Consider the following 14381-nt stretch of genomic DNA (forward strand, 5'->3'; position numbering starts at 1 on the left):
TTCGTACATTTGCTTTATGTCAGATAATTTACTTTCAAACATCAATAACCCAACCGATTTAAGACTGCTTGATGAAGCCCAACTTCCTCAGGTGGCGCAGGAATTACGTGATTTCATTATCGATATTGTGGCTGTAAAGGAAGGCCATCTTGGCGCCAGTCTTGGCGTTATAGAATTGACCATTGCCTTGCATTATGTGTTTGACACACCGAATGATTTATTGATTTGGGATGTAGGTCATCAAGCCTACGGACATAAAATACTGACAGGAAGAAGAAAAAATTTTCATACTAACAGACAATTGGGCGGTATTTCCGGTTTCCCAAAAAGAAGTGAGAGTATTTACGATGCTTTTGGCGTAGGCCACTCCTCTACTTCTATTTCGGCAGCTTTAGGAATGGCAATTGCCTCTAATTTGAAAGGCGATTTCAATAAACAACACATTGCGGTGATTGGAGATGCTTCTATCGCATCAGGAATGGCGTTTGAAGGATTAAATCATGCCGGAGTTACCGATGCTAATTTATTGGTTATTCTTAATGATAATGCTATTGGAATTGACCCAAGTGTAGGTGCTTTGAAACAATACCTCACTGCCGTAAAAGCAGGAAAAAATCCGAGGCAAAACAACATGATTAAGTCTTTGAATTTTAATTATTCAGGTCCAATAGACGGTCATGATATTTTTGCTGTCATCAAAGAATTGAAACGTTTACAAAAAACCAAAGGACCAAAATTCCTTCATATCATTACCACCAAAGGAAAAGGACTGCAACAAGCCGAAGAAAATCAGGTAAAATATCATGCCCCCGGAAAATTTGACGCTGCAACAGGAGAAATTCACATCAAATCCGAAGAAAATCTACCTCCAAAATATCAGGATGTTTTTGGCTTGACCGTATTGGATTTAGCTAAAAAAAATGAAAAAATCATAGGAATTACGCCTGCAATGCCATCTGGAAGCTCCTTGAAATTTATGATGGAGGCTTTTCCAAAACGTGCTTTTGATGTAGGAATCGCCGAGCAACACGCTGTGACTTTAGCAGCCGGAATGGCAACTCAAGGAATGGTCGTTTTTTGTAACATTTACTCCACTTTTTTACAAAGAGGATACGATCAGGTGATTCACGATGTGGCTTTACAGAATCTTCCAGTGATTTTTTGTTTGGATAGAGCCGGTTTAGTAGGAGAAGACGGCGCAACGCACCACGGTGTTTTCGATTTGGCTTATTTACGTTGTATTCCTAATATGATTGTTTATGCGCCTTGCAACGAAATAGCATTACAAAATATTTTATACACCGCACAATTGGGATTAGATCATCCTATCGCTATCCGTTATCCAAGAGGACGCGGTGTTATTGCCGATTGGCAGACGCAACATCTTGGAACGTACAAAAAAATAGAAATTGGAAAAAGTGCTTGTATAAAAGAAGGTTCAAAAGTAGCCGTTTTATCCAATGGAACTATTGGCAATAATGTCACTTTGGCTATAGCCAAAATAAAGCATCCAGAAACCATTGCTCATTATGACTTTCCATTTGTTAAACCATTAGACGAAAATGCATTACATACCATTTTTACAGAATTCGCAACAATCATTACTATAGAAGATGGTGCCGTAAAAGGCGGTTTTGGAAGTGCGATTCTCGAGTTCGCCTCAGAGCATAATTATACCTCAAAAATAACGACTCTTGGTATTCCAGATGCGTTTATTGAACATGGAACTGTAGCTGAATTACAACAATATTGCAAAATTGACGTTAAAAGTCTTGAAATACTTTTTTCGAGTTATTAAAATAATTATTTTGCAACCTTAAACACAACTAGTCCAAAATGAAATTATTAACCTACACACTCCTTGTACTTACTTTTACAATCTCATTTAATAGTTTCTCCCAAGAAATAAGAATCACACCGTTATCTGACACACTTAGGCCTATAACGACGCTTTCTACAGCAAACAAACCGTTGAAAGTAGCATTTAAAATACAAACTCTGACGTATTATCTTCCATTATCCCATTGGAGTAAAAAAAACAGTTTAGGTTTTGACATCTCTGAAGTTGCCTTTGTCAACTGGAGTGCAGGGGGAACAAGTTCGATTTCAGGATTATTTAAAGGAAAATTTCATAGAGTTTACGCCAGGAGCAATTACAACTGGTCGAATGAATTAATCGTTAAATACGGTTTGAATAAACAAGACGGAATCGACATACGAAAAACAGAAGATGCGATACAATTAAACTCCACATTTGGCTACAGAAAAGACACTCTTTCCAACTGGTATCATTCGGCTAAATTCAATTTTAACACGCAATTCACGAATGGTTATGCATATCCAAATACTGAAAAAGCAATCTCAAAACCTTTTGCGCCAGCTTATGTTTTTATGGGAGTAGGTGCTGAAAACATTGATAAAGAAAAGAAAAGAACGTTTTATATCTCGCCATTTACATTTAAAACAACCTTAGTTTTAGATCAAAGATTGGCAGATCAAGGTGCTTTTGGTGTTGCCAAGGCTACCTATGACCTAGAAGGAAATCTACTCACCGAAGGAGAAAGATCAAAAATGGAACTTGGTTTTTTAATAACCAATAAATACAAAAAAGAAATCTTCAAAAATATCAATCTGGAAAATCGTCTAAGCTTATATTCTGATTATGTAAATCGTTTTGGAAACATAGATGTAGATTGTGACTTTCTAGTAGAACTTGTGGTGAATCAATATGTAAAAGCCAATATTGGAGCACATGTTATCTATGACGATGACATCAAATCTAAAAGAGAAATTGCTGGAATACAAGTAACCGAAGGTCCAAAAACTCAGGTCCGCCAAGCGATTGGAGTTGGAATCGAATATATTTTTTAAAAATTAATTCTTCTTTCTACCATTAATAGTTTCAAATAATTCAAGCGCATTCCCATCAGTCAAAAGTGACACATAATGGCAAATATGGAGTAATCTACCATATAGATTCTCTTTTTCCAAATGATGTTTCTCAGGCAACATTTTCAGGATTAAGGTATCATAGTTGGACGCATTTCCGTTGAATTTATTATTGAAAGCCGTTATGAATTTATCTAACAAGGTTTGTATAATTTGGTACCCGACAATTTCTTTCTCGATGACTTCACGGCTTTGGTAAATGTTTTTAACGCTGATTTTAATGATATCATCCATCTGCGCTTTGTACTTACTTTTATCCATGATAGCAAACGGGAATTTACCATCCATAATTAATGCTTCATTTTCGATAAAAACTTTCACAGCATCATTAATTAAACTACCAATTGCCAAAGCACGCAAATAACTGATTCTATCTTCTTTGGTTTCTAAAGTTTTGTATTTAGAGGTGTCAATACTGTCTTTTACCAATTTTATCAAATATTCTAAAGCAAAATCCTCCGAAACTAATCCTAAATTAATACCGTCTTCAAAATCAATAATGGTGTAACAAATATCATCCGCAGCTTCGACTAAATATGCCAAAGGATGTCTTTCGAAACCTATATTATCTCCGGATTTATTTGGAATTAAACCCATGTCAGAAGCCACATCTTGAAAAAAGGCTTTTTCGGTTTGAAAGAAACCGTATTTTTTATCGGCAATGTCTTTAGTTGGTTTTTTAGGCAAGCTTTCTTTTGGGTATTTCATAAAAGCACCAAGAGTCGCATACGAAATTCGAAGTCCGCCTTCAATTCCGGGGCGACTAGCCGTCAGTACTGAAAACCCATTGGCATTCCCTTCAAAATCAATTAAATCCTGCCATTCTTTTGCGGTAAGCTGATCTTTGTATTGCTGTCCTTTTCCAATCGAAAAATATTCTCCAATCGCTTTTTCACCAGAATGTCCAAAAGGTGGATTCCCAATATCATGTGCCAAAGATGCTGCGGCAACAATAGCCCCAAAATCATTCATATGATATCCGTGAACTTCTTTTAAGTGTGGATATTTTTCGATGATTTTTTTACCGACTAATCGTCCTAAAGAACGCCCCACAACCGAAACTTCTAAACTGTGCGTCAATCTGGTGTGCACAAAATCAGTTTTTGATAAAGGAATAACCTGTGTTTTATCCTGTAAACTTCTAAAAGCGGAGGAGAAGATAATACGGTCATAGTCAACTTCAAAACCCAAACGGGTATCGTCTTGTTCTACACGCAATCTTTTGCCTTTGTCGCCTTGTCGTCTTAGTGATAAAAGTTGTTCCCAGTTCATGATTTTATTTTTGGTATTTACAAGGAGCGAATATAAAGAAAAGGATGTGTTTAAAAACAAAAAAGCAGCCTAAAATGACTGCAGTTTTTATCTTTTCTACTTTCTTACACCCCCGAAAACAATTTCTTTTTTTCTATAAATTCATGCTTTTTCACCACATACGTAACGGACAATGTATCATGCCATCCTCTCTCAGCCATTAAAAAAGAAAAAGGCTCCAAAGGAATTAATCTCGATACTGTACGTATAATAATGCTTTTCATATTGGGTTTTGAACCGTCGTTTTTTACAACTAGTGTTTTTGTAAAATATTTAGCGAAGGTTCTGGAGAAATACATTTCGGTAATTGAGTAATAAAAAAACAGGATAATCAGTCCAAAAAAGAAGCTTTCAATTAGGCTTAATGATGTAACCCAATTCGACGCAGCATAACTATGGGTCAAATCTCCTATTATAATGATGGTGGTGCCAATGGTGATTTCGATGATATAAATAATCAATACATCGATAATGAGATTCAGGAGACGTTGGCTTTTGGAAGCTAATAAATCATCTGTAACAGTAAATTTTTTATTTTCCATAGTAGTTCGTATAAAAAATGATTACTTATAATGATAACTATCTCAAATATAGTGAATTATTTACAAATTTCAGAAGTAACTTCCTGATATTTTAGCCCTGATTGAAGTGAAAATCCTTTTTATTTTTTCTTTAAAAATAAAAAGATTGAAACGGAAAGCAGGACACGAGCGAAGCGAACTGACGAAGTAAATAGCTCCAAAAAAAAGCAGTTATCATTACAATAACTGCTTTTAGATTTAACTACTTTTTTTAATTCGAATCTTAAAACAACTTCCGTCTGTTTTACAAATTCTTCTTCCATCTCTCGTTGTGATACATTTTCTAAAAATGTACTCAAAACTATCATCCTGTTTTGGACTCATATTTGAAAAATATTAAAATTTAACAATAAAGAAGTCCTTTTTTTACCAAAAAATTTTATATTTGAAGTCTCAAAACAAATACACTTTTGGCTATAGAATAGAACTTCAATTCTATTATCTATAATTAATTAAAAAAAGGCTTCAACTCGAATTGAAGCCTTTTTTATTTTATTTAACTCCCACACATTTCACATTCGTCTGGACCGGCATTTTTAGACAATTCAATCATTGCTCTGTATTCTTCAGCCGTCATTTCTACTGCTTCAGCTACTACAGGAACTGCAATTGGTTGTTCTTTCACTTCAATTGGATCTGCTTTTTTATCATTGTTCAATGTAAATTTAATCGCATCCACCGCAGCTTTTGTTCTTAGATAATACATTCCCGTTTTCAATCCTGATTGCCAAGCGTAGAAATGCATCGATGTCAATTTAGAATAATTGGCATTTTGCATGAATAAGTTCAACGATTGTGATTGATCCACAAAATAACCACGTTGACGTGACATATCGATAATGTCTTTCATAGACATTTCCCAAACGGTTTTGTACAATTCTTTCAAGTCTTGCGGAATATCAAGCGCTTGAACAGAACCGTTATTTCGCATTAATTCTTGTTTCAAGGTTTCGTTCCACAAACCGCGTTCCACTAAATCGTGTAACAAGTGTTTGTTTACCACAATAAACTCACCCGAAAGTACTCTTCTGGTGTAAATATTAGAAGTATATGGTTCGAATGCTTCGTTGTTACCCAAAATTTGAGAAGTCGAAGCCGTTGGCATTGGCGCTACTAATAATGAGTTTCTAACACCATGTTTCATCACTTCTTTTCTCAAGGAAGCCCAGTCCCAACGACCAGATAATTCTTCATCTTTCATTCCCCACAAATTGAACTGAAATTCTCCTTGTGACATTGGCGAACCTTCAAAAGTAGAATACGGTCCTTCTTCTTTGGCCATTTCCATAGAAGCGGTAACTGCTGCAAAATATAAAGTTTCAAAAATATCCTGGTTCATTTTTTTAGCTTCGTCACTCGTAAACGGCAAGCGCAACATAATAAAAGCATCGGCTAGCCCTTGTACTCCAAGACCAACTGGTCTGTGACGCATATTTGAGTTTTCAGCTTCTTTTACCGGATAATAATTTCTATCAATAACTTTATTCAAGTTTCTGGTTACACGTTTGGTAACGGTGAACAACAAATCGTGATTGAATTTTTTGTTTTCCACAAACATTGGCAACGAAAGTGAAGCAAGGTTACAAACCGCGATTTCATCTTTAGAAGTATATTCCATAATCTCCGTACACAAATTCGAAGAACGAATTGTACCTAGATTTTTTTGGTTTGATTTTCTATTAGCTGCATCTTTATACAACATGTAAGGCGTTCCAGTTTCGATTTGTGATTCCAGAATTTTCTCCCACAATTCATGCGCTTTGATGGTTTTTCTACCTTTTCCTGCTTTTTCGTAATCCGTGTACATTTTTTCGAAATCGTCTCCATAAACGTCATACAATCCAGGACATTCATTAGGACACATCAAGGTCCAATAACTGTCTTCTTGTACTCTTTTCATAAACAAATCCGAAGTCCACATGGCAAAAAACAAATCTCTTGCACGCATTTCTTCTTTTCCAGTATTCTTTTTCAAGTCTAGGAATTCAAAAATATCCGCATGCCAAGTTTCGATATAAATAGCAAAACTTCCTTTACGTTTTCCTCCTCCTTGATCTACATAACGCGCTGTATCATTGAAAACACGTAACATAGGAACAATTCCGTTAGAGGTTCCGTTAGTACCACGAATATAAGAACCAGTTGCTCTTACATTGTGAATAGAAAGTCCAATTCCACCTGCTGATTGCGAGATTTTAGCCGTTTGTTTCAACGTGTCATAAATCCCGTCAATACTATCGTCTTGCATTGCCAAAAGGAAGCAAGAAGACATTTGAGGTTTTGGAGTTCCGGCATTAAATAAAGTTGGTGTTGCATGTGTAAAGAACTTTTTCGACATTAAGTCGTACGTTTCTATTACTGATTTCAAATCGTCTAAGTGAATCCCAACAGACACACGCATCAACATGTGTTGCGGACGCTCTACGATTTTACCGTTTATTTTTAGCAAATACGATCTTTCCAAGGTTTTAAAACCAAAATAATCGTAGTTGAAATCTCTATTGTATATAATATGTGAGTCTAAAAACTCTGCATTATCCATAATCACTTTATGTACTTCCTCAGAAAGCAACGGAGCATATTGACCGTTTCTTGGGTTTACATAATTGAACATATCATTCATCGTTTCCGAAAATGATTTTTTTGTATTCGAATGTAAATTTGAGATTGCAATACGAGCTGCTAATTGTGCATAATCCGGATGCGCAATAGTCATTGACGCAGCAGTTTCGGCAGCAAGATTATCCAATTCAGATGTCGAAACACCATCATAAAGTCCTTCAATTACGCGCATTGCCACTTTCACAGCATCAACCAAATCATTCAAACCATAGCATAGTTTTTTAATTCTATCAGTGATTTTGTCGAACATTACAGGCTCTTTGTGCCCATCTCTTTTAACTACATACATACGCTTAATTGTTTTAAAAAACAGAAAATCCCTTTCCCGTTTTTGAGTATTTGTTTCATTTTTTTGGGAAGCTAATCCCGCTGTCATTCCAATCTTTCTAGTCCTGAAAAAAGTTCAGGACTAGAAAGGATATTCCCTTCCATCGGGGCTAAAACAGCCCGTGATGCGATAACGACTTTCTAAAAATCAGCGTCAAAACTAATTTTCTGAGCATCTTCATCGGTATTCATAACACCTGCTTTTTGATATTCGGCAACTTTCTTTTCAAAGAAGTTTGTTTTCCCTTGAAGCGAAATCATGTCCATAAAATCAAAAGGATTTGAAGTGTTGTATTCTCTCTCGCAACCTAATTCAACTAATAATCTGTCGGCAACAAATTCTAAATATTGTGTCATTAATACCGCATTCATTCCTATTAAACTTACAGGAAGGGATTCAGTGATAAATTCTCTTTCAATATTCAAAGCATCAACAATAATACTTCTGATTCTTTCTTTTGGAACTTTATTTACTAAATGGTGGTTGTGCAAGTGTACTGCAAAATCACAGTGCACTCCTTCGTCGCGAGAAATCAATTCGTTAGAAAACGTCAATCCTGGCATTAACCCACGTTTTTTCAACCAATAAATAGAACAAAATGCTCCTGAAAAGAAGATTCCTTCCACAGCTGCAAAAGCAATCAAACGCTCTGCAAACGAATCAGATTCAATCCATTTCAAAGCCCAATCCGCTTTTTTCTTAATCGCAGGGAAAACTTCTAAAGCATTGAACAATTCATCTTTCTCTGCTTCATCTTTCACATAGGTATCAATCAATAATGAATACGTTTCACTGTGAATGTTTTCCATCATGATTTGAAAACCGTAAAAGAATTTTGCTTCAGCATATTGCACTTCGTTCACAAAATTTTCAGCTAAATTCTCATTTACAATTCCGTCAGAAGCAGCAAAAAAAGCAAGAATATGTTTTACAAAATAACGTTCCTCATCAGAAAGTTTGTTATTCCAGTCATTTAAATCTTGTGATAAATCGATTTCTTCAGCAGTCCAGAAACTAGCTTCCATACTTTTATAAAATTCCCAAATATCATGGTGTTTAATTGGAAAAATCACGAAACGATTTTTATTTTCTTGTAAAATTGGTTCAAGTTGTGCCATTATAGTAGTTTGTTTTTTTGAGATTTTAACGAAATTTTATGCTTTCTGTGGATTACAAAGATTGTGAAATATTGCCGAAATTAAAAGTCAAACTTATTCACAATCGGCCATAGTTTTTAACAAACGAAAAAAATTGAGGTATTTTTCATGTGGATTTTAAATACTTAAAAATCAGTATTTTAAAATTTAAAAAAAGAGTTGAAGTACCGTAAAATATAGGATTTTAAAAACAGCAAACAAGAAAATTTGCATTTATTTTAGATTTATTTTTTGAGTTCCTGTGCGACTATTTCAAGCTCTGCATACCAGTCCTCTCCAAACTTTCTAACCAAAGCTTCTTTGACAAATTTATACACCGGCACTTCAAGTTCCTGACCTAAAGAACAGGCCGGATCACAAATATCCCATTTGTCATAATTAACGGCAGCAAACTCCGTGAAATCTTTTACACGAATAGGATATAAATGACAAGAAACAGGTTTTTTCCAGTCAATCACACCTTGATTGTACGCTTGCTCGATACCGCACAAAGCTGTTTTACCGTCAAACATTACGTAAGCACAATCTTTATTATCAATCAGTGGCGTTTCAAGATCACCATCAGTTCCTTTTGTCCAAGTTCCTTGCGCTTCAATAGCCGCAATCCCTTGTTTACGTAAAAATGGTTTTACTTTTGGATAGATTTCTTCTAATATCTTAGTTTCCTCAACGCTCAATGGAGCTCCCGCATCGCCATCAACACAACAAGCCCCTTTACAGGCTGACAAATTGCAAACAAAATCTTTTTCGAGTATGTCTTCTGAGACGATGGTTTTTCCTAATTGAAACATTATTTTGGGGTACTGAGATTATAAAGCGCAAAGGTAGTCAAAGTAAATTGTAATTTTTTAGATAAAAACCAACTTTAACTTTTCGGAAAACCAACGAAACTACTGACTCTTTGAGCACACTAACAAACTAACCTTAAACAACATAGAATTAAAAAAAATAAGAAATCAATTGAAAATCAGTATGTAAAAAAATGAATCAGAATTGTTGTAATAAAATTTAATTTTAATCAAAAATCTACCGAAAAGTTTAACTTTGCAAACAAAAAAATTATGTTTGAAATCGATTTTAGAGAAATAATTACGGTTGGAATGGTCCTTTTTGCCGTAATTGATATCGTGGGAACCATTCCTATTATTGTTGATTTAAGATCAAAACATGGACACATAGAATCTGAAAAAGCTTCAATAGTAGCGGGTATAATCATGATTGTTTTCCTTTTTGTGGGAGAAGAATTATTGAATTTAATAGGGATTGATGTAAACTCTTTTGCGGTTGCAGGTTCATTTGTATTATTCTTTCTGGCATTAGAAATGATTTTAGGGATTCGGATTTATCGCGATGAAGAAGCGAGTTCCGCATCTATCGTCCCTCTGGCATTTCCTTTGATAGCCGGAGCAGGAACAATGACTACTTTACTCTCTTTACGTTCACAGTTTTCTACTATAAATATTGTTATCGCAATAATTTTGAATATTATTCTGGTATATATCGTTTTGAAATCATCGTCTAAAATTGAAAAAATACTAGGAGAAAATGGGCTCGGCGTCATTCGAAAGACTTTTGGCGTTGTACTTCTTGCGATTGCTGTTAAATTATTCGCTGCGAATGTTAAAGGTTTGTTCGTCTAAAATAAATTTTCATAAATTTACCCCCTAAGATAATTTTAAAAGATAATCTGATTTTAAGCTGACATGTGTTTCTAAAATAAAAAATCTGTTTCTTTTATATCAAAAACAAAAACGTATTATGAAAATTTTCACTAACATCTTGGTGTTTTTAGCAATAGCGCTAATCATATTTAATGTTACTTTGTTGGATTTTAGAAATCCATTTCAAGGAGATAGCGTAGTTGCTTTTATTGGAATTGCTGCTTCTTTTTGTGCCGTTTTGATTCTTCTGATTTTTAAAATGGCAAAAAAGATTGAAGAGAAATCAAATGACCAACTGTAATAATGTTTGATGTTCTCATCGTTGGCGGTGGCGTTTCTGGAATTTCATGCGCACTCGTTTTGGGTTCTGCAAAAAACAAATCCTTTGTCAGTGACAAAAGAATTGGCATTTTCACCCATCAAAAAACATCATCTCTTCAAGAAGCACTGTTTAATAATGCTTACGGAATCCCTCCAGGGAAATTAGGTTCTGAATTATTAGAGGAAAGCACCGAACATCTTTCGAAAGCGTATCCACATATCACTCAAATTCCAGGGGAAAAAGTACTCAAAATTGAAGGAGAATTTCCTGAATTTACAGTCATCACAAACAAAAATTCCTACCAAACAAAAACAATTGTCATAGGCATAGGATCCGCAAATTCTTTTGCAATAGATGGATTGATGCATTATGTGGAACCCCATCAAAAATCCCTTCCCGAAAAACAACGAATTCAACTCAAGAACAGCGACCACAAAGTGGCTGAAGGAATTTATGCCATAGGAACTTTAGCAGGCTGGAGAAGCCAACTGGCCATTGCTGCCGGTAGTGGTGCTGCTGTTGCAACGGATATTCTTACGTTATGGAATGATGGCGTACAGACTCATGCACACGACAGTATCAGGTAAATAGATTTTCATTCTGGAAAATCTCAAGAAAAATAGTGGTAGGTTTACATTTTCAATATACTTTTTATGTTATCACTATTATTGGGCTTGACCAGGCTAATTGTTTTTATAGTATTCGTTTCCTTTTTTTCGATTCTTTTCTATTTGACGAGTTTCTTTTGCAGCGAAGAAATTAATTCCAAAAGAGCACTTCATCTACGCGATTTTTTAATTCGGGTGTCCAATTACATTTTAGGTATTCGCACCATTATTTATGGAGAAAAACCCACGATACAAGGACTGATTGTAGCCAATCACCGTTCTTATTTTGACCCAATTGTTATTGTAAATCAAATGCATGCTTTTCCTGTAGGGAAGAAAGAAGTTGCGTCATGGCCTATTATTGGCTATATCTGTAAAATATCGGGTGTTTTATTTGTAGATAGAAAATGCCAAAAGAGCAGACAAGAAACTGCCGAAAATATTCGTGAAGTTCTGGCCAAAGGATATTCTATCATTAATTTTCCGGAAGGCACAACCGATGTTTTGCCAACGACTGTAGATTTCAATTATGGCTCGTTTGTGATGGCCACGAAGATTAAATCTGCCGTTATTCCTATTGCCATTGATTATAAAGAAAAAACGGATGCTTTTGTTGGAGACGATACTTTCATTCCGCATTTTTTAAAGTGTTTTGGAAAATGGACTACTGAAATTAAAATGACTTTTTTTCCTCCTATTTATTCTGAAGATGCAACCTATTTATTAAACACGTCTAAGAAAATGATAGACGATGAACTCATTCTGTACAGGAAAGATTGGGACAGTGAAAATTAGTTGTTTTTAAACAATATTTTTCTTCACAATTACTTCTTGGAAATTGCCTTAATCATTGCATCTTCTTTCAATACAATCTCATAATAATAGCTTTCTCCATACAATTGTCGGGCAAATTCAGCAGCCAAGTATCTTTTCACCAATGACTTGCTTTTTCCAAAATTCAAATCCAATCCGTTTCCGAAAATAAATTTTTGAAACGAATTAAAATACAAATCCGTTTCATTCATTTTAGTTTTGAATTGTTCGAAATTAAGTCCTTTAAAAGCACTTCGATTTTTATCTAATTGTTCGAAAACAAAATTACCCACGATTCCGGATTGCAATAAATAAGCCGTACTTTCATTTCCATGCTCTACTTCTAGCGGTACAAAAACGTCAGGGACAATTCCGCCGCCACCGTATACAATTTTACCTTTTTTAGTTTTGAATTTTAAAGTATCCGAAAATTTTATACTGTCTTTTTCATACAATTCTCCATTTCCAAAACGAGCTTCTGATTCTTTAAAATACGCCTCATTTCCTTTCGAATATGGTTTTTGAATCGAGCGACCCGTAGGTGTGTAATATCTGGCAATAGTCAATCGAACGGCCGAACCATCGGCAAAATCCATTTCACGTTGCACCAATCCTTTTCCAAAAGAACGACGTCCTACAATAGTTCCTCTGTCATTATCCTGAATGGCGCCCGCTAGAATTTCACTGGCAGAAGCGCTGTTTTCATTGATTAAAACAAACACATTTCCGTTTTCGAAACTCCCTTTTTTGGTTGCAAATGTCTTGTCTATATTCCCATTTTTATTTTTAGTAAAAACAATCAGCTGCTTGTCTGTCAATAATTCATCGGCAATAGCAATGGCTTCTTCCATATAACCGCCACCATTATCGCGAACATCAATTACAAGTGATTTTGCTCCTTGTTGTTTCAGTTTAGTTAAACCCGCCATAAACTCTCTATACGTAGTTTCGGCAAATCTATTTATTTTTATATAACCGGTTTTATCACTCAAAAGTAAAGCGGCATCGACACTTTTTAGAGGAATAACATCCCGTTTTATTTTTACTTTAAGTTTTTTACCTTCAGATTTTCTGTAGATAGTAAGCTCAATATCAGAACCTACAGTGCCTTTTAATTTAGAATACAAACTGTCGCTTGGCAATTTTCGACCAAATAATTTTGTTTTATCAGCATACAAAATTCGGTCGCCAGCCTTTATTCCAGCTTTTGCCGAAGGGCCATTTTCAACCGGTCTTATAACTGCAACTGAATCATTATACATATAGAAATTCACGCCTATTCCCACGAAATTACCTTTCATGCTTTCTACCACTTCCAGCTGATCGCTTGGCGGAATATAAACTGAATGCGGATCGAGTTGCGCCAGAATATTATCTACGGTAAGGTTTACAATAGAATCCGTGTTGATATCATCGACATATTCATTATCTATAAAATCAATTAATTTGTTGAGTTTGCTCCTGGAATTATTTCTGTCTGCAAAATCAGCTGCGTTAGGAAAATTCAACATTCCGCCCAGCACAACTCCCAGAGCGAGTGTTGAGAAAATAATAATGGGCAAATATTTTACGTTATATTTCATACGAAGACAATAATTATTCTTCTAATACTGGGATGTGTTCTACTTCTACTCCTGCTTTTACAAGGAACTGAATTCCTGAATCATCGCGGTATCCATTGTGATACACTACTCTTTTTATTCCGGATTGATGAATCAATTTGCTGCACTCTTTACATGGCGAAAGCGTAATATACAAGGTTGCGCCTTCACACGATTGTGTAGATCGTGCCACTTTAAGAATCGCATTTGCTTCGGCATGTAAAACATCCCAACGCGTCAATCCTTCATCATCTTCACAACAATTTTCAAAACCAGTTGGAGTTCCGTTATAACCATCAGAGATTATCATTCTATCTCGCACAATAATCGCACCAACTTGTTTGCGTTTACAATAGGACAGCAAACTCCATTCTTTGGCAATTCTAAGATACGCTTTATCGTATTTATTTAATTTTTTTTCGTTCATT

Annotated in this window: 13 protein-coding genes; 6 read left to right on the forward strand and 7 right to left on the reverse strand. The window is 35.2% G+C overall.

Features of this window, described 5'->3' with window-relative positions:
- Positions 1 to 16: 16 nt before the first annotated feature.
- Both C8C87_RS13315 and C8C87_RS13320 read left to right on the forward strand, forming a co-directional pair.
- Positions 17 to 1798, forward strand: coding sequence for a 1-deoxy-D-xylulose-5-phosphate synthase (locus tag C8C87_RS13315; protein ID WP_121342921.1), 1782 nt, complete (start codon positions 17 to 19; stop codon positions 1796 to 1798).
- 38 nt (positions 1799 to 1836) lie between these two features.
- Positions 1837 to 2871, forward strand: coding sequence for a DUF3078 domain-containing protein (locus C8C87_RS13320; RefSeq protein WP_121342922.1), 1035 nt, complete (start codon positions 1837 to 1839; stop codon positions 2869 to 2871).
- A gap of 3 nt (positions 2872 to 2874) precedes the next feature.
- Here the strand turns inward: C8C87_RS13320 and C8C87_RS13325 are convergent, their stop codons facing one another.
- From C8C87_RS13325 to C8C87_RS13350, 5 genes are all read right to left on the reverse strand, one after another.
- The gene (locus tag C8C87_RS13325) at positions 2875 to 4221 is read right to left on the reverse strand and encodes a deoxyguanosinetriphosphate triphosphohydrolase (protein ID WP_121342923.1); all 1347 of its coding nucleotides are present in this window, start codon (positions 4219 to 4221) and stop codon (positions 2875 to 2877) included.
- 104 nt (positions 4222 to 4325) lie between these two features.
- A complete protein-coding gene (locus tag C8C87_RS13330) occupies positions 4326 to 4802 on the reverse strand; it encodes an RDD family protein (RefSeq protein ID WP_121342924.1) in 477 nt (158 codons plus the stop codon).
- Between the two features lie 535 nt (positions 4803 to 5337).
- On the reverse strand, positions 5338 to 7752 hold the full coding sequence (locus tag C8C87_RS13340) for a ribonucleoside-diphosphate reductase subunit alpha (RefSeq protein ID WP_099716250.1): 2415 nt from the start codon (positions 7750 to 7752) through the stop codon (positions 5338 to 5340).
- A gap of 179 nt (positions 7753 to 7931) precedes the next feature.
- Positions 7932 to 8909: a ribonucleotide-diphosphate reductase subunit beta gene (locus C8C87_RS13345; RefSeq protein WP_121342926.1), complete on the reverse strand. Its 978-nt coding sequence runs from the start codon at positions 8907 to 8909 to the stop codon at positions 7932 to 7934.
- Positions 8910 to 9172: 263 nt separating this feature from the next.
- Positions 9173 to 9739 (reverse strand): DUF3109 family protein, encoded by a 567-nt coding sequence (locus tag C8C87_RS13350; RefSeq protein WP_099714234.1) that lies wholly within the window; start codon positions 9737 to 9739, stop codon positions 9173 to 9175.
- Positions 9740 to 10009: 270 nt separating this feature from the next.
- Here C8C87_RS13350 and C8C87_RS13355 point away from each other — a divergent pair, with 270 nt between their 5' ends.
- The 4 genes from C8C87_RS13355 to C8C87_RS13370 all read left to right on the forward strand — a co-directional run bounded on the left by C8C87_RS13355 (position 10010) and on the right by C8C87_RS13370 (position 12334).
- The gene (locus tag C8C87_RS13355) at positions 10010 to 10588 is read left to right on the forward strand and encodes a MarC family protein (protein WP_099714233.1); all 579 of its coding nucleotides are present in this window, start codon (positions 10010 to 10012) and stop codon (positions 10586 to 10588) included.
- A gap of 118 nt (positions 10589 to 10706) precedes the next feature.
- The gene (locus C8C87_RS13360; RefSeq protein WP_099714232.1) at positions 10707 to 10910 is read left to right on the forward strand and encodes a hypothetical protein; all 204 of its coding nucleotides are present in this window, start codon (positions 10707 to 10709) and stop codon (positions 10908 to 10910) included.
- A 2-nt stretch (positions 10911 to 10912) separates the two neighbouring features.
- Entirely contained in the window at positions 10913 to 11518 is a 606-nt protein-coding gene (locus C8C87_RS13365; RefSeq protein ID WP_121342927.1) for an FAD-dependent oxidoreductase, read from the forward strand.
- A 66-nt stretch (positions 11519 to 11584) separates the two neighbouring features.
- A complete protein-coding gene (locus C8C87_RS13370) occupies positions 11585 to 12334 on the forward strand; it encodes a 1-acyl-sn-glycerol-3-phosphate acyltransferase (protein WP_121342928.1) in 750 nt (249 codons plus the stop codon).
- A gap of 29 nt (positions 12335 to 12363) precedes the next feature.
- On the opposite strand, the gene C8C87_RS13375 is transcribed toward C8C87_RS13370, so the two are convergent.
- Together C8C87_RS13375 and C8C87_RS13380 are read right to left on the reverse strand one after the other, a co-directional pair.
- Positions 12364 to 13935 (reverse strand): S41 family peptidase, encoded by a 1572-nt coding sequence (locus C8C87_RS13375; protein ID WP_121342929.1) that lies wholly within the window; start codon positions 13933 to 13935, stop codon positions 12364 to 12366.
- A 13-nt stretch (positions 13936 to 13948) separates the two neighbouring features.
- Positions 13949 to 14380 carry a dCMP deaminase family protein gene (locus tag C8C87_RS13380; RefSeq protein WP_121342930.1) on the reverse strand — a complete coding sequence of 144 codons (432 nt, stop codon included), beginning with the start codon at positions 14378 to 14380 and terminating at the stop codon, positions 13949 to 13951.
- Position 14381: the final 1 nt, after the last annotated feature.

This window comes from Flavobacterium sp. 120, assembly GCF_003633605.1.
GTDB classification, from domain to species: Bacteria; Bacteroidota; Bacteroidia; order Flavobacteriales; family Flavobacteriaceae; genus Flavobacterium; species Flavobacterium algoritolerans.